Below are 26,612 nucleotides of genomic sequence, written 5' to 3'. Positions count from 1 at the left end.
GGACTCGTTTTCCTTACCGATGATTGATGATGCCCCGTCTTCAAGGCGTTCACTCCCCCAAGCCTTCATAGGCAATAGTCGCACAAGGTAAGTGAACGGGCAATTCAGGCCCGTGCGCCGCAGGTTGCAGGTCCGATACGCCAAGTAAGGTGTAGGCCTTGAATCCCCTTGTCGTTGCCGAGAAGGCCCGACAGCGGCCGACGAGCGATCCCGCCATAGGGGATGACGGACAAACGGTTATGCCACCCAGCGGTCAAATCTCGCGCGAATGGCCGGGTATGAGGAAGTCAGAAAAATTCTGGTGCGCTTTCGAAGCAGGGTCACTTCAGAAGCGTACCCCTCCCAGCCCGCAGATCCCGATCAGCCCCTCTAGGCTCAGAGCAAAGCTCGCCGAGGCGAACTGCGGGTTACAGCTTCTCAACCAGCTACCCGCTAAGTTCCTGGTTTTGAAGAACACAAGGCAACGCACGCGAGGTGCTGCCGCTTCCATAGGTCGCTCCTTTTGAGCTATGGGTAAGTGGTCGCCAAATTCGCCCCGCGCTTAGTCTTGCAAACACTTTCAATGAATGTGCCACAATCATGACTGTCTACGGAGCCGAAAGCGGTATCGCAATCGTAGCGGCGCGCGTCCGCGACTTTCGCTCGCTTGCCAATGTTGAGTTGGAATTCAGCGATTTCACAGTTCTCATCGGGGCGAACAACGCCGGCAAGACCAGCTTCCTCGACGCACTCTTTGCCGCAATCGGTGTTGGGCGAAAATCACTCGATGCCGATGATGTGCGCCTCGCACTTGGCGAATCCACTGCGCCCAAGACTCGCTCGGTGTTGGTTGATGTGATGCTGCGGCCCGTCGGTGCCGACGGCAAAATCGTGGATGCTTATCCGGCTGGAAGCTTCTGGACGAACCTCTGGGGTGCCACGGGTATCGCGACCGACGACGCCTTTAACGAGTTCACCGGAATCCGGACGACGCTAAAATGGAGCGACATTCGTGGGGAGTACATACTGGAGCGGCGCTTCCTGAGGGAGTGGAAGCCTTTTGACGATTGGGCGGCGGCGGCCACCCAAGATCGCCCCGTCACGGCGGCTCAGCTTGAGCCCTTGGCGTTACACTATGTGGACGCGAAGCGCGACCTAGACGAAGACTTGCGAAAGCCGGGATCGTTCTGGCGACGCCTGACTGAGGACCTTGGTCTCTCCGTGGCTGAGGTTGAGGAAATGGAGAAGACACTGTCCGGGATCAACGAGCAAATTGTTGGAAAGAGTGCGATCCTTAAACACCTAAAACAAAATCTTGCGGGGTTGCAAACTATTGTGGCCGCAGACAGCGGCACGGTCGACGTCACACCTGTTGCTCGTAAGTTACGTGACCTTTCCAAGGGAGTGGATGTGTCGTTCCAAACGGCCGGGGCCCAGCCGTTCCCACTCGCTCGACATGGCATGGGCACCCGCAGCTTGGCGGCGCTTCTGGTGTTTCGGGCTTACGTCTCGTGGCGATACAAACAGGCTACCGATGGTGGGGACAGCGTGCATTCGGTGCTCGCTCTCGAAGAGCCAGAGTCGCATTTGCATCCACAGGCCCAGCGCTCGCTGTTCGCGCATATCAAGCAAGTTACCGGGCAGCGCATTGTAAGCACGCACTCGCCATATTTCGCAGGCCAAGCCCCGCTCGAAGATCTCCGGCTGTTCTTTAAGGCCAACGGTGATTCTTCTGTGACCAAGTTGGACACAAGTTCACTTCACAAGGACGACATTCGCAAGCTGCAGGATACGGTGATTGAGACCCGTGGGGACATCCTGTTTTCACGCGGGGTCGTGCTCTTCGAAGGGCAGACTGAGGAACAGGGTTTACCGGTATATGCAGGAAAGTACTGGGGCAGGAGTGTTCACGAGCTGGGATTTTGTTTTGTGCGCGTTAATGGCACAGACTACTTTCCGTTCATTTGGCTGGCCAAGGCTCTGCGGATTCCTTGGTACATCTTTAGCGACGGCGAGCCTAAGCCTGTGGCACATTTGAATGCAATGCTCCGGAAGGCAGGTGAGGCTGAGTCTGAGAACTGCCCCAATGTGGTGGTGATCCCAGGTGATATGGGGCTTGAGAAGTACCTGCTGTCCGAAGGATACCAGGCTGAGATTGAGCAAGCGATCGACGAAATCGAGGGCAAGTCCAAGCATTTGGATGATTATATGAAGTCCATGCAGGGGCAAAAGAAGAAGGGCGGCACAACCCGCGACTACACGGCGGCTGACGGTCGCGAGCTCGCGACGCTCGACTATCTCGAGGGTAACAAGACCTCTGCGGCCAGACCCGTTGCCCTCATCATCTCAAACCATAAAGACCCGCAGCGTCGGTTCCCGAGAAAGATCGAGGAACTCTTCGAAGCAATCAGCAAAGCCCATGGGTTGTCCAAAGCCAAGGACCAAGCATGACAGACGCGTTTGGATCGAGGCTCTCGCCGCAGCAGCTCAGCGTTACTAATTATCTGGAGGGGCCGCTCCTTGTCATCGCAGGCCCAGGCTCAGGCAAGACGCGTGTTCTTACGGAGCGAATTCGGCACTTACTGACCAGCGTTCCAGGGCACTTTCGGGTGCTCGCACTCACCTTCACCCATAAAGCAGCTGACGAGATGAAGGAGCGGCTGGCCGACCTCGGCGATGCTAGGGACCGCGCGTTTATCGGCACGCTGCATGGCTTTTGTCTGGAAGTACTGACGGAGCGCGGGAAATTCGTCGGCATCGACGGTGCTCCCAATATTTTCGAGCAGACGAGGGATCGTCAAGAAGTACTTCAGAGGGCGGTTGAAGAGGATCCCTTCCTGTCGGAGCAACTCGCCAACAGTGGAGACTTGAAAGAGCGCCATCGGCGCGTCGTACAATGGCTGTCGTCTATCTCGTACGTCAAGTCGCACCCTATCAGCCACGCCTTGGTGGAAGACGAGGAGACGCGCCGCGTGATGGAGGCGTACGAGGCGGGCATGCGCGCTTCAAACGCCTACGACTTCGATGATCTGCTATTGCTTACCTACAAGCTGTTTGTGGACAACCCCAAGATCGGTGACATCTACCGACGCCTTTACAAGTTCATCTGTGTCGATGAGGCTCAAGATATGAACGAGGCCCAATTTGCGGTGATTATGGCGCTTTGCTCTGACAGCAATCGCAACGTTATGATGGTGGGGGATCCCCGGCAATCGATCTATGGATTCAATACGTCGAGCCCCGAGTATATGGAACGTTTTGGCATCGAATTCGATGCCAAGCGAGTGGAGCTCACCGCTAACTACCGATCGTCGCGTGCAGTCGTTGATTTCACTCAGACGCTGGACTCCAACTACATGGTCGACCAGCAGTTGCCTATCCAAGGGCTTGTAAAGGTGCTGCGTGGAGCCGACGAGAAGGATGAGGCGCGGCAGATCGTTGACAGGCTTGAACAGCTGTTCCAGCAAGGCCATCCTGACGTCGAAGGAGGAGTGCAGCCCGGAAAGTGCGCCGTCTTGGGACGGACACGCTATTCACTACTTGCTGTCGAAGGCGAAATGACGGAACGCGGCATTCCCTTCTACAAGCGTTTTTCTGCCAGCCACGAAAACGAATCCGAGGTGGTCGAGGACTTCCTGGTGGCGTTGCGCGTCTTGGCGAACCCAAAAGATCGGCTGCATCTATCCGCGCTTGCTAAGCGATGGCGGGTGGCCGAACAGCCAGTATCCCACGACTTCTTGGCTAGCTTAGAAGTTATGTCGGGTGCGGCACGCAGTTCTCGCGCAGAGGCGGTCCGAAAAGCTATCGTGGCAGCCTCGAGGAACCCAACGAAGCTGGACCTCATGCTGGCGCTCACTGAATTGAGAAAGCACGCTGACGAACAAGCCGTGGCCGATAGGCTTGCGATCTATGAGGATGTCGAAGTGCTTAGGCAAGAGTGGGACCAGTTCCTGCGCCGCGTGACCGGTGCAAGAACCGCAACCGCCTTCATGAGTAGCAAAGCGCTTGGTAGCACTCAGAAGCCTTCGCGTGAGGGTGTAGCGCTGCTGACTGTGCATTCGTCCAAGGGACTTGAGTTTGATGTCGTATTCTTGGCGGGCATGGCAGAAGGAATCTTTCCGGACTATCGCGCAACCGGCGCAAAGGAACGCGCCGAGGAGAGTCGCAATGCCTTCGTCGCTGCCACGCGTGCAAGGCGCCTGCTGTATCTGAGCTATCCAGCCACACGAGAAATGCCTTGGGGTGGTGTGCGAACCTTGGCTCCATCCACGTTCTTGAATGGGGCGCTGTAGTAGAGCGCTGGTAGGGTTAGCTTTATCGTGGTTGGCTATCCGTTGCTCTCGGGCGACGCCTTTTTGAGGCACGCAGTCCAGACCTATATGTGCCTGTGCCGCCAAGTACGAAGACCATCGCGCCGGCCATACAGCCGGAAATAACGCTGCCAGGTGGATGGCGTGTGTTGCCGGTATAGGCCACCCGTCAGGTGCGCAGGGCACTGTCCGGTCATTTGTCGGCCAACGACAACGCCCATCAGCCCGCCAAGCCCACCAGTGCAGTGTCTGTTCTTTCTGAAGCTGTCCAGGAAGTCATGACGAAAAGAGCATCTTCCAATGCAGCCTTCGGCGCGTGGTGTGAGAACCGAGCAATCTCCACCAAGAAGGGTAACCTCACTTCTCAATGGATGGTTCTTTTCCTTGGAAGGAGAACGCTCTCCACAACCGCAATAGAACGGCGGACTATTTTTCATGTTGCACGGAAAGGCTTGATTCCTGAACGCCCCATGGCCTGGGGGATGCGACCGGCGCGCGCCGGCGGTTCCCTTGCCAAGATGCGGCACTACACCGTACATCGTGCACTGCCTAAAATCGGCATGTTCCATGACTTTCGCGAAGTTCAATCTGCTCTTTGGCGAACCCACGATCTCTGGCATATTTTCTTCCAAGGGGGGCATATGTATAATCAGCCACAAAAGAAAACCGTGCGGACCGCTGCTCTGAGACATGCCGTTGAGGTGCTCACGGAGAAGCGGGAAAGTGGCGCAATAGTAAGTCAGGGCTATGTTCGGCAGGTTAGAGATGACCTTGCAAAACGGACAGGTCACGACAAATCCGCAGCAGAAAAATGTGACGACCAGACTATTCAGGCATGGGAGAACTTTTGGCTAAGCAAGGTTGGTACCAGAACAGCAGGAGACCTTGTCGTGGCCTACCTGGCTGGCCCCGAGCCAATGAATGATTTTGATGAGCTTGTTGGTCTTGGCGTCCACCCGCATGGCATCTATGCATTCGAGTCCGAAAATAAGACATTCAACGAAGCTCTGGCGAGTGCCAAAGCTTCCCACTACCCACTGATCAAGATCATAAAGATGCCCATGGATCGGTACCTGCAAGCCGTTCCGATGATGTTTGATATTATCTATTTCGATGCGTGTGGCCCGCTTCCCAGCACATCCCAGGCGACACTTAGAACCGTTGCGAACATATTTCGATACCAGCGCCTGAATCCCTTAGGCGTCTTGATCACGAATTTCGCCAAACCGGACATAGGCGACGTCGGCCAACTTCACGCATATTCCGATATTGTCAGCCCCTATCTGTACCCAAAGGGAATGCTCGAATCCGGGAAGCCGGAATGGAACATGACCGATGGCGCTGTTGCACACGGAATGATCCCGAAAGGGCAGCCTGAAGACGAGTCCTTCTTCCACAAGGTCAAAGCCGATTTTTCGAATTTCTACGGTCAGTACATTACGAGGCAACTGTTCGATCTGGCGTCGTTCATAGTGCCTATGGCTCGCCTGTCGGCGTCTGGATTGTGGCCGCATTTTTTTTCCAAGTCTCCTGTCGAACTGGCTCCACATGCCGCAGAGCAAATATCGTTCGATGAAGCCTTAGAGTTCGGTGGTGGTGACTACATAGTCGACGCCGACATGAACACCCTCGGGTGGACGCTGGCGTCGCTGAACAAGCATAAGGACGAGAACTATCTCGCGCCGGACGCATCGTCGTTCAAATTGATCGACACGTGGCGCAGAGAGCTAGGCGGATTGCCCAATATCCCGGTGGATGATGTCATTCACGCCTATCTGCTGCTCAGAAATGACCGTGACGGTCAGTGGCTAAAACCCGCAATGAAGGAACTTCTGGCGGGGTACGCCTACATGCAAAATATGTACATGTTCTGCGACGTCCCAACATCCGAACTGGCCCTTTTTCCAGTGCTCGCTCAGTACGCGATGCCCTACCACTACAATGCTGAGCAAACCCGGCGGTACACATACGTGGCGGAGGGCAAGAGCACGGAGATGTTCCTTGACGTCATCCCGTTTGATACTTGCCGATATATTTATGACTGGCTGCCGTCTGCGGAATTGGTACAAACCTCCTTCGATACCGAAGCGCATCAGCTCGTGTATCGTTTCGCCTTGGATGGCCTTATGAAGCATACGATCCGCTACAACAACGAGTATGTGTTTGGCGGCCATGTGATGGGCGTGAATGACGACGGCTATTCGGAACGCCTTCTCAGCGTTCGACAAAAAATAGGTTAGTTCCGAAAATTCCGTGGACCGTTTTTGACGTTCGATGATCCAGCGCCGACATGCGGGTGATGTTCTCGCAACACGCATGTGATGGCGCGACACACAATAGCAGCTTCAAAGCCGCCGGCAGGGCGGGACGCGTGCGCTGTGAACAGCACCCTCATCATAAGTTTTCACTTCCTAGGCCACAGAGCTGCCGTACTACCGTCAGCCCCATCTTGGCCATCACTCGCACGCCCCGGAATGTCCGCTATCCATGTCCTGCCATGAAAAGCCGTCAATCCGCTCTCCGCCAAAAGCGGACAGGCTCTACGCGCTCAAGAGAAGACCGCTGGAGAGCGTGAAAGAAGCATGGCGGTGCACCTCGACCACATATCAAACGCCGTGATTAGGCCGTCTGTCGGGGCGACGACAGCCATTGCTGGCTGATCGCACGTGCCCTGGGTCGCGATCGCCGGCCGTTGGAGGAACGCTAATTTTTCAACGCACGCCAAATAGGGCTAATTGTCCCCGGCCTTCCGCCTAGCCTTGTTGGTGAGTGGAAATGTGCGTGCACTGTCAATCAGCAAGAAGTCAGAAAAAATCTGCCGCGCTTTCGAAGCAAGGTAGATTGGAATGGGCACCCCTCCCAGGCCCCAAATCAGGACCGCCCCCGATTGAGTAGAGGGGACCAGCGAGACGGCTGCCGGTAGGCGTGAGGCGTGTTGAGACAGGAGTGTAGGGCTTGGCCAAGCGCTAAGGGCATTATGGTCATCTGCGGAGGCCGACAGCGCCTTTTCCGACGAAACAAAGGAATTCGGGAAATTTCTCCCCTTGCCACGGTGACGAAAAGATAGAGCTGACATCGGCGGGGTCAGTTCGGGGGTTATGGTCCAAAATTGGGAAATATCTGAATAATTTCAATGTGGTATGGCGGAGAGGGAGGGATTCGAACCCCCGATGGGCTTGCACCCATGCCGCATTTCGAGTGCGGTGCATTCGACCACTCTGCCACCTCTCCGCGGTCATGGTCGGCCGTTGCCGGCGCACTAGATAACGGCTGGGCGGGCAGGTTACAAGGCCAAATCCGCGGGGGAATTCAGCTTCCTGTGCGGGCTCTGTCTGGAGGGCTGCGTTGCGGCCACGTCGGCAGATGGGGCCAACCGGTCCTCGACCGGAGAGATCGGGGGCGGCAAGGAGGCGGCGTGGCCAAGGATTCCGCCCGTTTGCCTTGACTCGTACCGAACCTTCGGTTAGGGGAAGCGCGCAATCGGCGTGGAGGGTTCTTCCACGCCGCTTGTTTTTCGAACCCGCAGACTGACAAAAAGACGGCCGAACCGCGTGACGCGGCTCATCGAGGCCGACCGAACAGCGAAAGGCAAAAAATGTTCGCAGTCATTAAAACGGGCGGTAAGCAGTATCGCGTTGCCGCCAACGATCTCCTGAAGATCGAGAAGCTCGAAGCCAATGTCGGCGATATCGTCGAAATCGGCAGCGTCCTCGCCCATGGCGAAGGCGAAAATGTCACCTTCGGCGCCCCGTTCGTCGATGGCGCTCTGGTCACGGCGGAAGTCGTCGAGCAGGGCAAGAACCGCACCGTCATCGCTTTCAAGAAGCGCCGCCGGCAGAATTCGCGCCGCAAGATCGGCCACCGCCAGCTTCTGACCACCGTGCGGATCGCCGAGATCCTGCTGGGTGGCGCCAAGCCTTCCAAGAAGGCCGCAGCCAAGGTGGAAGCCAAGGAAGTCAAGGCTGACGTAGCGCCCGAGGCGAAGGCTGAGGCCGCGCCGAAGGAAGCCAAGGCGAAGAAGGAAGCCAAAGCCGAGGCTGCTCCGAAGGATGAAGCCAAGACGGAGACCGCCGTCGCCGCGCCGCTGTTCAAGGCGCCGAAGGGCGAGCCGGACGATTTGGCCGTGATCAAGGGCATCGGCCCGGTTGCCGCCGGCCAGCTGCACGAGCAGGGCATCACCACCTTCGCCCAGCTTGCCAAGCTGTCGGACAAGGACGTGGCCAAGATCGACGCGCACATGCCCTTCAGCACCGACCAGATCAACGACTGGCGCGAGCAGGCCAAGGAACTGGCGAAGAAGTAAAACGAACCGGCGACAAGGTTGCCGGATCGGACTTGAAACGGAACGCGAACGCGTTCATAAGACCATTCAAGCGCCCCAGGGCGCATCGGAGTTAGTTAGATGGCACACAAGAAAGCTGGCGGCTCGTCGCGCAACGGTCGCGACTCGCATTCCAAGCGTCTGGGCGTGAAGAAGTTCGGCGGCGAAGCCGTCATCCCGGGCAACATCATCATCCGTCAACGCGGCACCACCTGGCATCCCGGCGTCAATGTCGGCATGGGCACGGACCACACCCTTTTTGCGCTCGAGACCGGCGCAGTCACCTTCAACAAAAAAGCCAACGGCCGAACCTACGTATCGGTCAACCCGATTACCAAAGCCGCGGAGTAGCCGGTTCCGCACTATAAAACCGGCGCCCATCTCGGGAACCGGTGTCTGGCCAAACCATTGAATGGAGCCAGGAAAAGGATCAGGGGAGATGGGTTTTCCATCTCCCCTTTTTTCTTGCCTGGAGGACGTCGAATGGTTGCCGAAGCGGAAGACACCGAAGACGAAAGTTACGCGATAGATTGCCCGGTGCTGGCCACGGAGCGGCTGGTGATGCGCGCCCCGTGCGAAGCCGACATCGCGCAACTGGTCGAGCTTGCCGACAACCGTCACGTCGCCGAGATGCTGGCCCGCATGCCGCACCCCTATGGCGAGGCCGAGGCACGCGCCTTCCTGGCTATGACGAGATCGCGCCGGGCCGGCATCGCCTATGCGCTGACGCTGGCCAGTACCGACATTTTCGTCGGCTGCGCCGGCCTCAACATGACCGACCGCGGGCTGGAGCTCGGCTACTGGATCGGCGAGCCCTACTGGAAGCGCGGCTATGCGACGGAGGCCGCGCACGCGTTGGTCGACCTCGCCTTCCAACGGACCTCGATCCAGGTGCTGCAGGCTTCGACGCGGGTGATCAATCCGGCCTCGCGCCGCGTCATCCACAAATGCGGCTTCCAGTATGCCGGCCAGGGCATGCTGAACTCGATCGTCGCCGGCCAGGTGCCGGTCGAGCGGTACCGGCTGGACAGAAAGACCTGGATCAGTCTTCGAAACTGGGTGCATTTCTAGGTGTTTTGATATTAGGTGAGGCCGGCCTGCAAACGCGGGTTTATGCGCTTCCGGTGCACGTACTTAAGTACGCTCCGCTCCGGTTCTCGAAAACCAGTGTTTTCGGCTCGGCCTGACCTGAATCTCAACACACCTAGCGCGTGCCTCCAAACGACAGGTTTGGCAACGTTGGTTGTGGATCGGACTCAACTCAGCCCATCTCGACCCAAATCGGGAGATGGTCCGAGCCGACCGCTTCACGGTCGACCCACAGGCGCTTCAGCGATCCGGCGAGCGAGGCCGAGGTGAAGATGTAGTCGATGCGTTTGTGGCGGCTTGTGTCTTCGGGTCGCGTGGGATCGACCCAGGTGACGACGTCTGGTGTGTTCAGGCGCTGGGCGACGTCGACGGCGAGATCGGCGGTCAGCGGCATGCCGAATTCATGGTCCGGGCGGCCGACGAGTTCGACATATTCGGGCGAGCCGGGCAGCATGTTGAAGTCGCCCATGACTATGAAGGCTTCGGGATAGGGCAGGTCCGGCAGGCCGATCTCGGGAATGCCGGAGAGGCCGCCGCCCTCGAAGGCATAGTTCAACAGGCGCTGGCGCAGGAAACGGATCTGGCTGGCGCGTTCAACCGGACTGCGATGGTCGAGATGCGTGGAATAGAAGCGGATGAAGCCGAGCGGGGTCTCGACCAGCGCCTCGAGTGCGCCGCGCTGGAAGTTCATCGCCTCAAGGCTGCGGCTGCGCGGCAAAAGCAGATTGCGCGACAGATGGATCGGTGTCTTCGACAGCACCATGTTGCCGAGCTGGAAAGTGGTGGTGATGGCGCGGCCGGCCTCCAGGCGCGAGCCGACATTGACCTCGAAATTGCTGCCGTAAGCGGCAAAATATTCGGGCAGCGCCTCGCCGATCTCGGCCACCATATCGCGGTTGCCGTTCCTCGGATTGTTGCGGGTCACTTCCTGCAGCGCGATCACGTCGGCGCCGCGAACCGCCTCGGTGATGCGGCCGAGATCGTAGCGGCCATCCAGACCGATACCGTACTGGATGTTGTAGCTTACAACCTTCATTCCCGCGCCCCTCAAGCTCCGTCCGCGAACACTGCTACCGCGTCCCCGACAAAAGGGCATCCGGCGCTTTAGTCGCAAAACGGCCTCGCCCTTGGCCGCGCCTTGGTTTAGAGCAAGGCGCAAGATCTAGAGCAAAGCCGCAAGGCCAACAGAAACTGCGTAGTCCAATGAAATTTCTCGATCAAGCCAAGGTTTATATCCGCTCCGGCGACGGTGGCGCCGGCTCTGTGTCGTTCCGGCGCGAAAAATTCATCGAGTTCGGCGGCCCGGATGGCGGCGACGGCGGCCGCGGCGGCGATGTCTGGCTGGAAGCGGTCAACGGTCTCAACACGCTGATCGACTATCGCTATCAGCAGCATTTCAAGGCCAAGACTGGTGTCCACGGCATGGGCCGCAACATGACCGGCGCCAAGGGCGCCGATGTGACGCTCAAGGTGCCGGCCGGAACCCAGGTGTTTGCCGAGGACAATGAGACGCTGATCTGCGACCTGACCGTGGTCGGCCAGCGCTTCCTGCTGGCCAAGGGCGGCAATGGCGGTTTCGGCAACCAGCATTTCAAGACCTCGACCAACCAGGCGCCTCGCCGCGCCAATCCCGGCCAGCCCGGCGAAGAGATGAATGTCTGGCTGCGGCTGAAGCTGATTGCCGACGCCGGCCTGGTCGGGCTGCCCAATGCAGGCAAGTCGACTTTTTTGGCAACCGTCACCGCGGCCAAGCCGAAGATCGCAGACTACCCCTTCACCACGCTGCATCCCGGCCTCGGCGTTGCCCGCATCGATGCGCGCGAATTCGTCATCGCCGACATTCCGGGCCTCATCGAGGGCGCGCATGAGGGTGTCGGCATCGGCGACCGCTTCCTCGGCCATGTCGAGCGCACGCGTGTACTTCTGCACCTGGTCTCGGCGCAGGAGGAAAACCCGGGCAAGGCCTACAAGACCGTGCGCGCCGAGCTCGACGCCTATGGCAATGGGCTGATCGAGAAGGTCGAGATCGTCGCGCTCAGCCAGGTGGATATCCTTGACGCCGATGAGCGCAAGAAGAAGGTTGCGTCCCTCAAACGCGCTGCCGGCCGCGCGCCGATGCTGCTGTCGGCGGCCACCGGCGAGGGCGTCGAAGCGGTGCTGCGCGCGCTGATGGCAGTTGTCGGCGAAGCGCGCGACAGGGCTGCCGCTCCCGTCGAGACCCGCTGGGACCGATAACGATGACGGCGCGGTCGCTGACAAAATACCGGCGCATCACGGTCAAGATCGGTTCGGCCTTGCTGGTCGACCGCACCAGCGGCCTGAAGCGCGACTGGCTGGCTTCGCTTGCCGAGGATATTGCGGTGCTGGCCAATGGCGGCGCCGAGATCCTGGTCGTGTCGTCCGGCGCCATTGCGCTCGGCCGCACCATTCTCGGTCTCGGAAAACGGGCGCTGAAGCTCGAGGAGAGCCAGGCGGCGGCCGCCGTCGGGCAAATTGCGCTCGCCGGCGCATGGTCGGATGCGCTGGGCAAGGGTGCGCTGAAATCGGGCCAGATCCTGCTGACGCTCGGCGACACCGAGGAGCGCCGACGCTATCTGAATGCCCGCGCGACGATCTCGACGCTGCTCAAGATGAAGGCGGTGCCGGTCATCAATGAGAACGACACGGTAGCGACCTCCGAAATCCGCTATGGCGACAATGACCGGCTGGCGGCCCGGGTGGCGACGATGATGGGCGCCGACCTGCTTGTGCTGCTCTCCGACATTGACGGGCTCTATACGGCGCCGCCGGCGCGCGATCCCGATGCAAAATTCATTCCGGTGGTCGACCGCATCACGCCCGATATCGAGGCTATGGCCGGGGCGGCCGCATCCGAACTGTCGCGCGGCGGCATGCGCACCAAGCTCGATGCCGGCAAGATCGCCACCGCCGCCGGCACCGCCATGATCATCACCTCGGGCACCAGGCTGTCGCCACTGATGGCGATCGAGCGTGGCGAGCGCGCCACCTTCTTCAGGCCGAGCGCCAATCCGGTGAAAGGCTACAAGACCTGGATCGCCGGCCAGCTCGAACCGGCCGGGCGGCTCACCGTCGACGCCGGCGCCATCGGTGCGCTGCTGTCCGGCAAATCGCTGCTGCCGGCGGGCGTCAGGCTGGTCAGCGGCAATTTCTCGCGCGGCGACACGGTGGCGATCCTGTCGCCCGAAGGGCGCGAGATCGCGCGCGGGCTGGTTGCCTATGATGCCGCCGATGCCGTAAGGATCGCAGGCCTGAAGACCGCCGAGATCGAAACCGTGCTCGGCTACGAGGCGCGCTCGGCGATGATTCACCGCGACGATCTGGTAGTGAGCGGCGCGGCCGAGTGAGGCGCGGCCCTGCGATTGACGGCGCGCTACTTGTCAGGTTCACGCGGCCATTTGGGCGGGTTGCGGTACCTCTCCTGAACGTCCCGTTGAATTTTCAGAAGCTTGCTGCAACCTCCCAACTGTCCTTCAATGATAGCCTTGGCACGTTTATCCATTTCGGCTTGGGGGAGGTCCGTCCCGTCTGCGATGAGGTCGTGCATGACTGAGTCGGCCATCATTGCGTCTGTCGCTTTTTCCTCCTCCATCTTTTTCTTGAATTCTGCTTCAAGCCTCACACGCGGCCCACATCCATGTCCCTCCTCAACTACGACGTAGATTTGGGAAAACGGCGTCGGTAGCGCGCCGCAATAGCGCTCAGCGAGTACGAGGGACATCATCGAACCTACCATGGTCATGGCCAGGCCATCGGGGCTCTCGCCGAGTTCGATCTTGTCATCGCAGTAATCGGCTGCGCGAAGGCCGGTGGGCGCCAGCATCGTGGCCAAAGCAAACAAGACTGCGGCGCTCTTCATTCTGCTCTCCCGAATTTGCGGCCATTGCCGCGAAGGCCGGCCGCGTGTAAATCCACCAGGCTTCACCGGAGCGGTCAGATGTTGAACAAACACCAAGGCGAAGATGTAGCCAGTTTGATGGCACGGATAGGCCGCAATGCGCGCGCCGCCGCCCGACCGCTGGCTATCGCCACGACCAACGCCAAGAATGCCGCACTCGTCGCCATGGCCGACGCGATCATTTCGCGTGAGCAGGACATTCTCGACGCCAACGCCATCGATGTCTCGAATGGCCACGAATCGGGATTGTCCGGCTCGTTCATGGACCGGCTGAAGCTCGATCCGGCGCGCACCCGTGCCATGGCGGATGGCATCCGTGAAATCGCCGAGCTCAGGGACCCGGTCGGCGATGTGATCGCGGCCTGGGATCGCCCCAACGGCCTGCAGATCGAGCGCGTGCGCACGCCGCTCGGCGTTGTCGGCGTCATTTATGAAAGCCGGCCGAATGTGACGGCGGATGCCGGCGCACTCTGCCTCAAGGCCGGCAATCCGGTGATCCTGCGCGGCGGCTCGGACTCGCTCAATTCATCCGCCGCCATCCATGCCTGCGTGGTCGAGGGCCTGAAGGCCGCTGGTTTGCCCGAAGACGCCATCCAGTTCGTGCCGACCACTGACCGCGCCGCCGTCGGTGAGATGCTGAAAGGGCTTTCCGGCAATCTCGACGTCATCATTCCGCGGGGCGGCAAGAGCCTGGTCGGGCGCGTCCAGAGCGAGGCGCGGGTGCCGGTCTTTGCCCATCTTGAAGGCATCTGCCATCTCTACATCGACCGCTCGGCCGATCTTGACATGGCGGTCAGGATCGCCGTCAACGCCAAGATGCGGCGCACCGGTGTCTGTGGCGCTGCAGAGACTTTGCTGGTCGACCGCGCGGCGGCCTCCACGCATCTGGTGCCGATCCTTGACGCGCTACGCGCCGCCGGCTGCGAGATCCATGCCGATCAGGAAGTGATGAAGCTGTTCTTCGACGCCAAGCCGGCGACCGATGCCGACTGGGTGACCGAATATCTCGACGCCGTCATCGCGGTAAAGCTGGTAGACGGAATTGCCGGCGCCATCGACCATATCGAGACGTTCTCCTCACACCACACAGAGGCGATCATCGCCGAGGATACCAAAGCGGTCGAGCGGTTCTTCAACGAGATCGACTCGGCGATCCTTTTGCACAATGCCTCGACGCAGTTCGCAGATGGCGGCGAATTCGGCATGGGAGCCGAGATCGGCATCGCCACCGGCAAGATGCATGCGCGCGGTCCGGTCGGCGTCGAACAGCTGACCTCGTTCAAATACCGCGTGCGCGGGTCGGGACAGGTGAGGCCTTGAATCATTCGCGTCAGGGCTTGAGGCATTGAGCCCAGACACCCCCCTCTGTCCTGCCGGACATCTCCCCCGCAAGGGGGGAGATCAGCTTTTTCTTCCGCTTTCGCCAATCACTAACGTTGCAAGAAAAGTGCCTTTGCCGGAGCTGCTGATCTCCCCCCTTGCGGGGGAGATGCCCGGTAGGGCAGAGGGGGGTGCCTAGCACCATGCTGTCGTCCCTTCAGCCCGCCATCCCCTCGCACTACCTCCGCATGCCGCATGCCGAGAAAGGCCTCGCCGTCGGCCTGTTCGGCGGATCGTTCAACCCGCCGCATGCCGGCCATGCGCTGGTGGCGGAAATTGCCTTGCGGCGCCTCGCGCTCGACCAGCTCTGGTGGATGGTCACTCCAGGCAATCCGCTGAAGAGCACGAGGGAATTGGCGCCGCTGAGCGACCGGCTGCTGCAGTCGGAGCAGATCGCCAAGAACCCGAAGATCAAGGTCACCGCCTTCGAGGCGGCGCATCATATTCGCTTCACCGCCGACACGCTGGCGTTGGTCAAGGCACGCAATCCCGGCGTCGATTTCGTCTGGATCATGGGCGCCGACTCGCTTCGCGATTTCCACCGCTGGCAGCGCTGGCGCCAGATCGTCATGACCTTCCCGATCGCCGTCATCGACCGCCCGGGCGCGACGCTGTCCTTCCTGTCCTCGGTCGTGGCCAAAACCTTCGACTATGCCCGCGTCGACGAGGGTGACGCGCCCCGGCTCGCCCGCATGAAGGCGCCGGCCTGGACTTTTATTCACGGCCCGCGTTCGTCGCTGTCATCGAGTGCTATTCGCAAGCAAGCCAAGGGGTAACTCCGTAAGACCAGATCGCCGATGTCGCTTTTACGGCGGCCTTTCGCGATTGGCTGGGCGATGCTGCGCTGGATATGGCCACTTCAGTGAACCAGACCGACATCGGCCCCAATCATGGCGCCCCGCCGGCGCCCGTGATCGCCATTGCCAGCGTAATCGTGTCGATGGCGCTGATCGCGGTCGGCAACGGGTTGATGTTCGCCTATATCCCGGTCCGGCTTGGCGTCGAGCGCTTCGATCCGACCTGGGCCGGGCTGATCATCACCGGCCTGTCTGCCGGCGGACTTGCCGGCTGTATCCTGACCGGGCCGCTGGTGCGCCGCGTCGGGCACGCCCGCGCCTTCATGGTGCTGTCGGCGCTGATAGCGCTGTCGAATGCCGCCATTGGCGCCGGCACCTACCCGCTGCTGTGGATCGCGGCGCGCGCGCTTTACGGTTTTGCAATATGCGGCCTGTTCATCGTCGCCCAGAGCTGGCTCAACGATGCCGTCGCAAACGCCATTCGCGGCCGGGTGATGGCGGTGTTTTACGTCGCCTATGTCGCCGGACTTGGCGTCGGCTATGCCCTGCTGGCGGCGGTCGACATCGCGACGGCGCAGGCGCCGCTGATCGGCATTGCCTTCACCGCAGTGTCGATCCTGCCGGTCGGCATGACGCGGTTGGCTCAACCGCCGCCACCTCGCGCAGCCTCCGTGGCGCTTGGCCGCGCCTGGCGGATCTCGCCGGTCGGCGTGGCCGGCATGCTGGCCGTCGGCGGTCTGTCGATGGCGATCGCCGGGTTCGCACCGATCCATGCCACGGCCAAAGGCTATAGCCAGGCCGATGTGGCGCTGCTTTTGTCGGCGATGCCCGTCGGCACGCTGATCCTGCAGATACCGCTCGGCTGGATTTCCGACCGTACCGATCGCCGTTACGTGCTGGCCGGCGCTGCGGCACTGGCCATCGTCGCCGGTATTCTGGCCATCGGCTTCGACGGCGGCGCGCTGATGGTGCTCGTGGTGATCTACATCGTCTGGGACGGCGCCTCGGAATCGATCTATTCGCTGGCCAGCGCGCATGCCGCCGACCGCGCCGGCAAGGACGACATGGTGGCGCTGTCGAGTTCGTTGCTGTTTGCCTGGTCGCTGTCGGGGTTCATCGTGCCGGGTATCGTGACGGCCCTGTCGGCTGTCTATGGCACGCAGGCCTTCATTTATGTGGCCATCGTCATCGCCACTGTCTTCTGCCTGTTCGTGCTGTGGCGAGTGGCCACCACGCGCGCCGTCCCCGCTACGGAGACCAGCAGTTTCGCGCCGATGTCGGCGCAGGCGCCGCTGCCGGTGGAGCTCGCCTACGCCCCGGAAGATAAGCGCTGAACGGTTTCACAGCTCCTACTGCCTGGTGGCGGCAGTTTCCTGTCGAGCCTCCGGCGGAGGTGCGGGAACCGAAATGGCTTCGGCGTCGAACGCCTGCTTGACGCGTTTGGTGAGATCGATCTGGGTGGCGAAGAAATCCGCCGCCGTGGTCCAGTAGCGCAAGGTGATGGCGACGCTGGCATCGCCCACCGTGGCGACGAAGGCGATCGGCGCCGGCTCTCGCTTGACGCGGCGCTCGCCGCCGGCAACGCCCAGCATGGTTTTCTGCGCCAGGTCGATGTCGTTCCAGGAGCCGATGCTCAGCGTGATGTCTCCGCGGCGCACACCGTTGCGGGTAAAATTGCGCACCGGCTGGTTCCACAGCGTCGAATTGGGCGCCAGCACATAGACGCCGTCTGTCGTGCGGAGCTTGGTGGCGAACAGGCCGATTTCCTCGACGGTGCCGGAAATGGCGCCGACCTCGACATATTCGCCGATGCGGAATGGCCTGAGCGCCAGAAGCATGATGCCTGCGGCGATGTTCTGCAGCGTGCCTTGCAGCGCCAGGCCGATTGCCAGCCCGATGGCNGATGGCGGCGATGATCGAGGCCGTCTGAACGCCGAACTGGCCGAGCACCATGATGACCACCAGGATCAGGATGGCGTAGCGCACGATCTTCGAGAAGAAATGGCGCAGCGTCGCGTCGAAACCATGGATATGGCCGAGGCCGGCTGAGATCGATCGTTCTGCGAGCCCGGCGACGAGATAGCCGACGACCAGCAGGATGATGGCGCCGATGGCGGAGAAGGAATAGGAAACGATCAGTGTGCTGAGTTGCGCAAGGCCAGCCTGCACGGTGAGCAGCGTGTTCTGGGGGTCGATTGGCATCAGGAAAATCCGTTTGGGGGGTGTGTCGATAACCCCTGCCGCGGCCATGGGTTCCGATTTTTCTCAAGGCGCCGGAACCGGAAGACGTGCACCGCGTTCGCGCTGGCAGGGCCTCCCGTCTTGAAACTGCAAGGGAACTCTGCCTATCTATAGGGTGTCACCTGATTTCGTGGGTGATTTGGTTGTTCTTGCTGCGAAAGGAAATACACTGAGAACAGCATTGCGGAAGAAGGCTGACATCATGCCTTCGCCGGCCAGGATCAGCGTAGATGACGCCGTGTCCCGTGCCATCAAGACAGTCCTTGCCAGTCTGGAAGACTCCAAGGCCGAAAATATTGTCTCAATCGACATTCAGCGGAAATCGAGCCTCGGCGACTATATGGTCATCGCGTCGGGCCGGTCGCACCGTCATGTCTCGGCTGTCGCCGACCACCTCCTCAAGGCGCTCAAGGATGCCGGTCTCGGCACGGCGCGCGTCGAGGGGCTGTCCGGCGCCGACTGGGTCCTGATCGATTCAGGCGACATCATCGTCCATGTCTTCCGCCCAGAAGTCCGCGAATTCTACAATCTTGAAAAGATGTGGCAGGCGCCGGACCTCGAGGAAGAGACCTTGCACTGAGCTTCGTCTCATGTCGTAACCATCCTGGGTGCGACATGGATTGAAAGCTCGCCGAGGCAGGGATGAAGATAGCAGTTCATGCCGTGGGCCGGATGAAGGCCGGCCCCGAGAGAGAGCTCGCCGACCGCTATTTCGAGCGTTTCGCCAAGAGCGGCCCGGCGATCGGGTTCGAATTCTCTGGTGTCGCCGAGATCGCCGAGGGACGAGCCCAGAACGCCAATGAGCGCCGCCGCGAGGAAGGCCAGAAGCTGCAGGCACAGCTGCAGCCGGGCACGGCGCTGTTCCTGCTCGACGAACGCGGCAAAAACCTGTCCTCAGACGATTTCGCCAGCCGTATCGGCCAGCTGCGCGATGGCGGACGCAAGGCGTTGGTCATCGCCATTGGCGGCGCCGACGGGCACGACCAGTCGGTTCGCGATCAGGCTGAGCTGATAGTCTCGTTCGGCGCGGCGACCTGGCCGCACCAACTGGTGCGTGTCATGCTGGGCGAGCAGCTCTATCGGGCGGCAACGATTCTTTCGGGACATCCCTACCACCGTTCGTAAATCAGTGGGTCGAGGATCAATCGTCCGGATTTCCGCCCCAATGCGCGGCTGTTTTGTGCTAGGCTTCGGTTCGATCATGGTTGATGGTTCGTTAACGAAGCCACGCATAGAGTCGGGCTTCAATGGCTGACAACGGGAAATCACGAACGGGCTTTCGGCACGCGCGCTGCGGCATCGCTGCAGCGGTGGTTTTGCTGTCGCTCGGGCTTGCGCGAGCCGAAAATACGCTGGACGTGGCGCCTGACCCCGATTTGAGCCGTGCCGAATATGAGAAGGTGTCGGCCGAGATCACGCTGTCGTCCGAACGGCTGGCCAAGCTCGCCGCCGACATTGCTTCGGTCAAGAAGGACCATGCCTCGATCACCGCGGCGCTTATCCAGTCGGCGATGACCGAGCAGAAGCTCGGCCAGGACATCGAGGATATCGGCGCCAGGCTCGAAGGACTGAAGGGCGAGGAACAGAAGATCCGTGTCTCGCTGGCGGCGCGGCGCGACGTGCTGGCCGAGGTGCTGGGCGCGCTGCAGCGCATGGGGCTCAATCCGCCGCCAGCGATCCTGGTCAAGCCGGAAGACGCGCTGTCGTCGGTGCGCAGCGCCATCCTGCTCGGCGCAGTGGTGCCCGAACTGCGCCAGCAGACCGACAAATTGCTGGCCGACCTCAGGGAACAGACCCGGGTGACGGCCTCGATCGAGGCCGAGCGGACGCGGCTGACGGCGGCGGTCGGCGAGCAGACGGCGGAAAAGAAACGCCTCTCCATGCTGCTCGAAGCCAAGCAGAAGCTCGAGGCGGACACCTGGACGGCGATGGCCGCTGAAAAGCAGCGGTCCCAGGCGCTTGCGGCCAAGGCCGGCAGCCTGAAAGAGCTGATCGCTTCGCTTGAAGCCGACAAGAGCCGCAAGGCGGCGGATGCCGTCAAGGCAGGCGAACAGAAAGCGGCCGACAGCGATAAGCCGGACGCCGATAACGCCGATGCAGGCACAACCGCGTCGACGGAGCTGGCTTCGCTGCCCGTGCCGGAAGGCAACCGCCTCACCGCCGCCGCGCCGTTTTCGGCACTTCAGGGACAAGTCTCGCTGCCGGTCACCGGCAAGATCAAGCTGCGTTTCGGGGCCGATGACGGTAACGGCGCGGTGATGCTTGGCGACATGGTTGCGACACAATCGGGAGCCATCGTCACGGCACCGGCGGACGGAAATGTGCTTTATGCGGGGCCTTTTCGCTCCTATGGTCAACTCTTGATCCTCAATGCGGGAGACGGCTATCATGTCGTCCTGGCGGGGATGAGCAGAATCAGCGTCGCGTCTGGCCAGTCGGTGCTCGCAGGAGAGCCGGTCGGCGCGATGGGAGAGGCCCGGGTGGCAAGCACCTCGGCCTCGAAGAATGGAAATGCCACGCCGGAACTCTATGTCGAGTTCCGCAAGGATGGAAAACCCGTCGATCCGACCCCATGGTGGGCGGACCGCTTCTCTGGAAGGACGTGAAATGATGCGGAAACTGTCGCTTCTTATTGCCGGTGCGCTGATGGGCGCGTCAGCGATGAGCCTGGTCTATGGCGCGCCCGGCTCGACGGCGAACGCTGCAGGCTCCGAGACCTACAAGCAACTGGCGATCTTCGGCGACATCTTCGAGCGCGTGCGGGCGCAGTATGTGACGCCGCCGGACGACAAGTCGCTGGTCGAAAACGCCATCAACGGCATGCTCACCTCGCTCGACCCGCACTCCTCCTACATGAATGCCGAGCAGGCGCAGGACATGCGTGTGCAGACCAAGGGTGAGTTCGGCGGCCTCGGCATCGAGGTCACCATGGAGAACGACCTGGTCAAGGTGATCACGCCGATCGACGACACCCCGGCTGCCAAGGCAGGCGTGCTGGCCGGCGACTATATCGCCAAGATCGACGGCCAAGAGGTTCGCGGCCTGACGCTCAACGATGCGGTCGAAAAGATGCGCGGCCTGGTCAACACGCCGATCAAGCTGACGATCCTGCGCCAAGGCGCCGACAAGCCGATCGAGCTGACGGTGGTGCGCGACATCATCAAGGTCAAGGCGGTCAAGTTCCGGGTCGAGAACGACATCGGCTACATGAAGATCACCTCCTTCACCGAAAAGACCTATGACGACCTCGAGAACGCCATCGACACCATCAAGAAGCAGGTGCCGAACGACAAGCTCAAGGGCTATGTGCTCGATCTCAGGCTCAACCCGGGCGGCCTGCTCGACCAGGCGGTGAGCGTGTCCGACGCCTTCCTCGACCGTGGCGAGATCGTCTCGACCCGCGGCCGCGACCCGAAGGACGTCACACGCTTCGACGCCAAGGCAGGCGACGACATCGGCGCCAAGCCGCTGATCGTGCTCGTCAATGGCGGTTCGGCCAGCGCCTCCGAGATCGTCGCCGGCGCGCTGCAGGACCTGCGCCGCGCCACAGTGGTCGGCACGCAGTCATTCGGCAAGGGCTCGGTGCAGACCATCATCCCGCTTGGCGAGAACGGCGCGCTGCGCCTGACGACGGCGCTCTATTACACGCCGTCCGGCAAGTCGATCCAGGGCAAGGGCATCACGCCCGACATCAAGGTCGACCAGCCGCTGCCGCCCGAACTGCAGGGCAGGGACCTGACGCGCGGCGAATCGGACCTCAAGGGCCATATCAAGGGCGCCGACGAGAGCGATACCGGCTCGGGCTCGGCTGCCTATGTGCCGCCGGATCCGAAGGACGATCTGCAGCTGATCTATGCCGAACAGCTGCTGCGCGGCCAGAAGACCGATCCGGCATTCCCGCCGAATCCGGAGAAGGCAGTGCTCAACCAGTAAAATCGACTGGTAGCTCTGGCTGCCCAATCGAAGCGATGCAATGCTGCCGGGACCGTGAGGTTCCGGCAGTTTGATTCGGGGACCGCTGGGCGCTGCGCCTCAAAAGGCGCAGGGGACGCGCCGTCAGTTTTGGATCTGCGCATGGCGAAAAGATTTCGCCGATCATGCGCCCGGGGATGCGGCTTGGCTGACATCGGCAAGGACATCGAACGCCCACTCGGACAGGCCGCCCGACCGCGTGCTGCGTCGCGCGGGATCAGCGCTGGCGCCGTCGCGGCGACGCTGGTCGTGCTGGCCGCGGTCGGCATCTCCGGCGCGATCGCGCTGCGCGAGAAGCCGTTCCGCAAACCGGAAGCAATCGCGGTCTCGACGCCAAAGGTGACGGCGGCGGCCGAGCCCGCGGCCGCAGCACCCACTGCTCAAGCGACGGCGGCAGCGCCGAAGGCGGAAACGCCCAAGGCCAGCGGTCCGCAGATCATCCATGTGCAAACCCAGGAGGGTGACGGCCCGCCCAATGCAGCCATTGTCATCCACGACCCGTCGACGATCGGCCAGAACCTGAAGATCGCGCATATCCCCGACAGGGCGCTGATCGAGGCCAGCGACACCGGCCCACTCCCGGTTCGCGCCGCTGACGGCCGGCGGCCGTTCGATGTCTATGCGCGGCCGTGGTCGGGTTCGCGCGGCGCTCGCGTGGCAATCGTCATCGGCGGGCTTGCCGTGTCGCAGACCGGCACGCAGGCGGCAATCGCCAAGCTGCCGGCTGAAGTGACTTTGGCCTTTGCGCCGCAAGGCAACAGCATCGGCCGGTGGATGCAGGCGGCACGGCAGAGCGGGCATGAGGTGGTCATGCAGGTGCCGCTCGAACCGTTCGACTATCCCAATGTCAATCCCGGCCGCAACACGCTGACAGTGGCGGCAAGCCAGGACGACAATCTGAAGAATCTGCGCTGGGCGCTGTCGCGGACCACCAACTATACCGGCGTCATGAACTATATGGGGGCGCGCTTTTCGGCCGACGCGACAGCGATGGGGCCGTTCATGGCCGAGCTTGGCAAGCGCGGCCTTGCCTATATCGATGACGGCTCGTCCGCACGGAGCTTGGCGTCCGATCTCGCCTTGAAGGACGGTGTGCCGTTCGTCGCCGGCGATACGGCAATCGACGCCGTGCAGGACCGCGGCGCCATCCTGAAAAAGCTCGACGAGCTGGAAGCGACCGCGCGTGCGAAAGGCTCCGCCGTCGGCATCGGCTCGGCCTTCGACCTCACCGTCGATACCGTGGCGTCCTGGGTGGTCGAAGCAAAAAAGCGCGGCATCGAGATCGTGCCGATCTCGGCGGTGGCCATCGACCCGGAAAAAGGCTGATCATGACGAAGAAACCTGTCGACCCCGAGACGCTGCCTTACCGCCCTTGCGTAGGACTGATGATCCTCAATGGCGACGGGCTGGTCTGGGTCGGGCACCGCATCGCCGAACCGGACAGCGAATTTGCCGGGACCACGCAGCTCTGGCAGATGCCGCAAGGCGGCATCGACGAGGGCGAGGAGCCGCTGCAGGCGGCCGGGCGCGAGCTCTATGAAGAGACCGGCATGCGCTCGGTCACGCTGCTCGCCGAGGCGCCGCACTGGATCAATTACGACCTGCCGCCCGATCTGGTCGGCATCGCCCTCAAGGGCCGCTATCGCGGCCAGACGCAGAAATGGTTCGCCTACCGCTTTCACGGCGAGACCAGAGAGATCCAGATCAATCCGCCGCCAGGCGGCCACACCGCCGAATTCGATGAATGGGCATGGCGGCCGATGCAGGACCTGCCCGATCTGATAGTGCCGTTCAAACGCAAGGTCTATGAGGATGTGGTGGCGGCGTTCCGTCATCTTGCCTAGCTGGATGTGACGGTTCGCACGGCACCTGATTCGTGCTTTATTGATCGGGACACCCGCAGCCACGAGACCCATATGAACGACGCCGGGCAATGGCCTCTTAGCGCAGCGTATGGGCTGCCCCTCACCCGCCTGCCGGCTTTCGTCACTCGAAAAGCCAAGCAGTTGGCTTTTCGTCCGCTTTACGCCGACCGCTCCTCAACTCCCCGTATAGGGATAGGGAGAGATATCCGGCAGGACAATGAGGGGCAGCGCCGACTTCAGCGGGTCTGCGATGCATAAAGCCAAAGATACCATCAGCGAAGCGGCGGCCGGCGCCATTCTCAGCATCGATCTCGGCGCTATCCGAGAGAATTACCGGCGGCTCAAGGCAAAGCTCGGCGGCGTGCGCTGCGCCGGCGTCGTCAAGGCCGACGGTTACGGGCTCGGCGCGCGGCAAGTGGCGGCGGCACTGGTTGCCGAAAGCTGCGACAGCTTCTTTGTCGCTCATCTCACCGAGGGGGTCGCGCTGCGCGACGCACTCGGACCGAAGCTGGAAATCCATGTGCTGAACGGCCTGCCGCCGGACTCGGAACCCGAAGCGGTGGCCGCCGACCTTGTTCCCGTCATCAACAGTGGCGGACAATTGAAGGCGTGGAGCAAAGCCGGCCAGAAGGCCGGCCGCAAGCTCAAGGCCGCCATCCAGGTCGACAGCGGCATGTCGCGGCTGGGCATGGGCCTGGCAGAGGTCGAGGCGCTTACGGCCGATGCTTTCGCCGGCGTCGATGTCGTCCTCGTCATGAGCCATCTGGCCCGTGCGGACGAACCGACCAATGCGGCCAATGACGCGCAACTCAGGGAGTTCGAACGGCTGCGCAAAATGCTGCCCAAGGCGCCGGCGTCGCTCGACAATTCCTCCGGCATCTTTCTTGGGCCGCGCTATCAGTACGACCTCGCGCGTCCGGGCGCTGCGCTCTACGGCATCAATCCGACGCCTGATGAGGCGAACCCGATGCTGCCGGTGGTGCGGCTCGAGGCAAAGATCATCCAGACACGCGGCATCGATAAGGGCGCGGGCGTCGGCTACGGACATGCGTTTCTGGCCAGCGGTCCCTTGCGCGCGGCCACGATCTCGCTCGGCTATGCCGATGGCTGGCACCGGCGCGCGGCTTCGGCTGCCTGGCTCGACGGCGTGCGACTGCCCTTTGTCGGGCGGGTGTCGATGGATTCGATCATACTCGACATCTCGGCCCTGCCGGCCGGCCGGCTGCGCGAGGGCGACCTTGTCGAACTCCTGGGCCCCTCGCAGAGCGTCGATGACGCCGCCGGTCATGCCGGCACGATCGGTTATGAAATCCTGACCAGTCTCGGCCCCCGCTTCCACCGCCGCTATATCAACGAATAGAGCAGCGACACGCCGCCCCTTGGCGGACGCCGCAGAATCCGGCAGACAGGAGGCGGCGGCCCTCTGACGGAAGTCGTCGTGGAGAGTGATGCGATGAAGATCTTCGTGTTGGGCGGCGGCGTCATCGGGGTCACCACTGCCTATTATCTCGCCGAGGCCGGCCACGAGGTGACGGTGTTCGACCGCCAGAAAGGGCCGGCGCTGGAAACCAGCTTCGCCAATGCCGGCGAGATCTCGCCGGGCTATGCCTCGCCCTGGGCCGGCCCCGGCATCCCGCTGAAGGCAATCAAGTGGCTGTTGATGAAGCACGGCCCGCTGGTGGTGCGGCCGGCCTTCGATCCGTATATGTGGACATGGCTCATCAAGATGCTGCGCAACTGCACGGCGGATCGCTATGCCATCAACAAGGCGCGCATGGTGCCGCTCGCCGAATACAGCCGCGACACGCTGAAGGCATTGCGCCAGGCGACCGGCATCGCCTATGACGAGCGGACCAAGGGCACGCTGCAGCTGTTTCGCACGCAAAAGCAGCTCGACGGCACCGGCGGCGATGTCGAGGTGCTGAAGAAATATGGCGTTCCCTACGAGTTGCTCGATCCCGAAGGCTGCATTGGGGCCGAACCTGCGCTGGCTGGCGTGCGGGAAAAGTTTGTCGGCGGGCTGAGATTGCCCGGCGACGAAACTGGCGACTGCAAGATGTTCACCGATCGGCTGGCCGAGCTCTGCGTGGCGCGCGGCGTCACGTTCGAGTACGGCACGCAGATCCGGCGCTTCTCCAAGAACCGCAATCGCATCGTCAGCGTCGGCACCGACCAGCGCTCGCGCGCGGCCGACGCTTATGTGCTGGCGCTGGGCAGCTATTCGGCGCGCTTCATGCGCCTGCTCAGGCGCCCGATCCCGGTCTATCCGGTCAAGGGCTATTCGATCACCGTTCCGATCAAGGACGCGGTCGCCGCCCCGGTGTCGACGGTAATGGACGAAACCTACAAGGTGGCGATCACCAGGCTCGGCGACCGCATCCGCGTCGGCGGCACGGCGGAGATTTCCGGCTTCGATCTCAGGCTGCATGAATCGCGCCGGCGCACCCTCGAACATTCGGTCGGCGATCTGTTCCCGGATGGCGGCGACCTCAAGGCGGCGTCCTTCTGGTGCGGGCTGCGGCCGATGACGCCGGACGGGCCGCCGCTGGTCGGCCGCACCGAGTTCTCCAACCTCTATCTCAACACCGGGCACGGCACGCTTGGCTGGACCATGGCCTGCGGCTCGGCCAAGGTGCTGTCCGACATCATCTCCAGCAAGGTGCCTGATATCGATGTGCGGGAGTTAGGACCGGAGCGGTATTTGAGGTAGGGGTGCTTTTTAAAGCTCGCGGGCCAGCACCC

At 61.8% G+C, this 26,612-nt stretch carries 22 protein-coding genes, 1 tRNA gene and 1 pseudogene; 19 read left to right on the top strand and 5 right to left on the bottom strand.

From position 1 onward, the window contains the following. The first annotated feature begins 579 nt into the window (after nt 1–579). The 3 genes from X728_RS142305 to X728_RS142315 all read left to right on the top strand — a co-directional run bounded on the left by X728_RS142305 (nt 580) and on the right by X728_RS142315 (nt 6,529). Nucleotides 580–2,430, top strand: a complete 1,851-nt coding sequence (locus tag X728_RS142305) for an AAA family ATPase (protein ID WP_023832624.1) — start codon at nt 580–582, stop codon at nt 2,428–2,430. After that, nucleotides 2,427–4,271 (top strand): ATP-dependent helicase, encoded by a 1,845-nt coding sequence (locus X728_RS142310; RefSeq protein WP_023832623.1) that lies wholly within the window; start codon nt 2,427–2,429, stop codon nt 4,269–4,271. The genes X728_RS142305 and X728_RS142310 overlap by 4 nt, the downstream gene beginning before the upstream one ends. A gap of 191 nt (nt 4,272–4,462) precedes the next feature. Beyond that, a complete protein-coding gene (locus X728_RS142315) occupies nt 4,463–6,529 on the top strand; it encodes a hypothetical protein (RefSeq protein WP_155924025.1) in 2,067 nt (688 codons plus the stop codon). A 901-nt stretch (nt 6,530–7,430) separates the two neighbouring features. Here X728_RS142315 and X728_RS142320 read toward each other — a convergent pair. After that, nucleotides 7,431–7,520, bottom strand: a tRNA-Ser gene (locus X728_RS142320). Nucleotides 7,521–7,884: 364 nt separating this feature from the next. Here X728_RS142320 and X728_RS142325 point away from each other — a divergent pair. The 3 genes from X728_RS142325 to X728_RS142335 all read left to right on the top strand — a co-directional run bounded on the left by X728_RS142325 (nt 7,885) and on the right by X728_RS142335 (nt 9,681). Next, nucleotides 7,885–8,592 (top strand): 50S ribosomal protein L21, encoded by a 708-nt coding sequence (locus tag X728_RS142325; RefSeq protein WP_023700236.1) that lies wholly within the window; start codon nt 7,885–7,887, stop codon nt 8,590–8,592. Between the two features lie 99 nt (nt 8,593–8,691). Further along, the gene (gene rpmA / locus X728_RS142330) at nt 8,692–8,961 is read left to right on the top strand and encodes a 50S ribosomal protein L27 (RefSeq protein WP_015315190.1); all 270 of its coding nucleotides are present in this window, start codon (nt 8,692–8,694) and stop codon (nt 8,959–8,961) included. Between the two features lie 132 nt (nt 8,962–9,093). Beyond that, nucleotides 9,094–9,681, top strand: a complete 588-nt coding sequence (locus X728_RS142335; RefSeq protein WP_023700237.1) for a GNAT family N-acetyltransferase — start codon at nt 9,094–9,096, stop codon at nt 9,679–9,681. A gap of 190 nt (nt 9,682–9,871) precedes the next feature. Here X728_RS142335 and X728_RS142340 read toward each other — a convergent pair whose 3' ends face one another. Beyond that, on the bottom strand, nt 9,872–10,735 hold the full coding sequence (locus tag X728_RS142340; protein WP_023700238.1) for an endonuclease/exonuclease/phosphatase family protein: 864 nt from the start codon (nt 10,733–10,735) through the stop codon (nt 9,872–9,874). 167 nt (nt 10,736–10,902) lie between these two features. Between X728_RS142340 and obgE the strand changes: the two genes are divergently transcribed. Both obgE and proB read left to right on the top strand, forming a co-directional pair. Beyond that, entirely contained in the window at nt 10,903–11,934 is a 1,032-nt protein-coding gene (obgE, locus tag X728_RS142345) for a GTPase ObgE (protein WP_023668691.1), read from the top strand. A gap of 2 nt (nt 11,935–11,936) precedes the next feature. Then, nucleotides 11,937–13,064, top strand: a complete 1,128-nt coding sequence (gene proB / locus X728_RS142350; RefSeq protein WP_023668692.1) for a glutamate 5-kinase — start codon at nt 11,937–11,939, stop codon at nt 13,062–13,064. 26 nt (nt 13,065–13,090) lie between these two features. Here proB and X728_RS142355 read toward each other — a convergent pair whose 3' ends face one another. Beyond that, nucleotides 13,091–13,576: a hypothetical protein gene (locus X728_RS142355; protein ID WP_023668693.1), complete on the bottom strand. Its 486-nt coding sequence runs from the start codon at nt 13,574–13,576 to the stop codon at nt 13,091–13,093. Nucleotides 13,577–13,654: 78 nt separating this feature from the next. Between X728_RS142355 and X728_RS142360 the strand changes: the two genes are divergently transcribed. From X728_RS142360 to X728_RS142370, 3 genes are all read left to right on the top strand, one after another. Continuing rightward, nucleotides 13,655–14,935, top strand: coding sequence for a glutamate-5-semialdehyde dehydrogenase (locus X728_RS142360; protein WP_023700239.1), 1,281 nt, complete (start codon nt 13,655–13,657; stop codon nt 14,933–14,935). A gap of 203 nt (nt 14,936–15,138) precedes the next feature. Continuing rightward, complete coding sequence (locus X728_RS142365) at nt 15,139–15,771, top strand: nicotinate-nucleotide adenylyltransferase (RefSeq protein ID WP_023700240.1); 633 nt, start codon at nt 15,139–15,141, stop codon at nt 15,769–15,771. A 74-nt stretch (nt 15,772–15,845) separates the two neighbouring features. After that, entirely contained in the window at nt 15,846–17,126 is a 1,281-nt protein-coding gene (locus X728_RS142370; protein WP_023742222.1) for an MFS transporter, read from the top strand. 15 nt (nt 17,127–17,141) lie between these two features. Here the strand turns inward: X728_RS142370 and X728_RS1000000171780 are convergent, their stop codons facing one another. Beyond that, complete coding sequence (locus X728_RS1000000171780; protein WP_245263581.1) at nt 17,142–17,630, bottom strand: mechanosensitive ion channel family protein; 489 nt, start codon at nt 17,628–17,630, stop codon at nt 17,142–17,144. A 256-nt stretch (nt 17,631–17,886) separates the two neighbouring features. Continuing rightward, nucleotides 17,887–17,994: pseudogene (locus X728_RS1000000172285) on the bottom strand (mechanosensitive ion channel family protein); the annotation flags it as partial. A 241-nt stretch (nt 17,995–18,235) separates the two neighbouring features. On the opposite strand from X728_RS1000000172285, the gene rsfS reads away from it, so the two are divergent. From rsfS to X728_RS142410, 8 genes are all read left to right on the top strand, one after another. Further along, a complete protein-coding gene (rsfS, locus tag X728_RS142375) occupies nt 18,236–18,613 on the top strand; it encodes a ribosome silencing factor (RefSeq protein ID WP_023668698.1) in 378 nt (125 codons plus the stop codon). A 62-nt stretch (nt 18,614–18,675) separates the two neighbouring features. Continuing rightward, a complete protein-coding gene (gene rlmH / locus X728_RS142380; protein ID WP_023832621.1) occupies nt 18,676–19,158 on the top strand; it encodes a 23S rRNA (pseudouridine(1915)-N(3))-methyltransferase RlmH in 483 nt (160 codons plus the stop codon). A 122-nt stretch (nt 19,159–19,280) separates the two neighbouring features. Continuing rightward, on the top strand, nt 19,281–20,639 hold the full coding sequence (locus X728_RS142385; protein ID WP_023668700.1) for a murein hydrolase activator EnvC: 1,359 nt from the start codon (nt 19,281–19,283) through the stop codon (nt 20,637–20,639). Between the two features lies 1 nt (nt 20,640). Then, entirely contained in the window at nt 20,641–21,966 is a 1,326-nt protein-coding gene (locus tag X728_RS142390) for a S41 family peptidase (protein ID WP_023668701.1), read from the top strand. 183 nt (nt 21,967–22,149) lie between these two features. Further along, a complete protein-coding gene (locus X728_RS142395; RefSeq protein ID WP_023832620.1) occupies nt 22,150–23,331 on the top strand; it encodes a divergent polysaccharide deacetylase family protein in 1,182 nt (393 codons plus the stop codon). Between the two features lie 2 nt (nt 23,332–23,333). Then, a complete protein-coding gene (locus X728_RS142400) occupies nt 23,334–23,849 on the top strand; it encodes an RNA pyrophosphohydrolase (RefSeq protein ID WP_023704925.1) in 516 nt (171 codons plus the stop codon). 271 nt (nt 23,850–24,120) lie between these two features. Then, nucleotides 24,121–25,230 carry an alanine racemase gene (alr, locus tag X728_RS142405; protein WP_031195798.1) on the top strand — a complete coding sequence of 370 codons (1,110 nt, stop codon included), beginning with the start codon at nt 24,121–24,123 and terminating at the stop codon, nt 25,228–25,230. 93 nt (nt 25,231–25,323) lie between these two features. Further along, nucleotides 25,324–26,580: a D-amino acid dehydrogenase gene (locus X728_RS142410; RefSeq protein WP_023832618.1), complete on the top strand. Its 1,257-nt coding sequence runs from the start codon at nt 25,324–25,326 to the stop codon at nt 26,578–26,580. The last annotated feature ends 32 nt before the right edge of the window (nt 26,581–26,612 follow it).

This window comes from Mesorhizobium sp. L103C119B0, from assembly GCF_000502235.1.
In the GTDB taxonomy this organism is placed as follows: domain Bacteria; phylum Pseudomonadota; class Alphaproteobacteria; order Rhizobiales; family Rhizobiaceae; genus Mesorhizobium.
The sequence above is the reverse complement of the archived record's forward strand: the minus strand, read 5'-3'. Positions and strand labels throughout refer to the sequence as shown.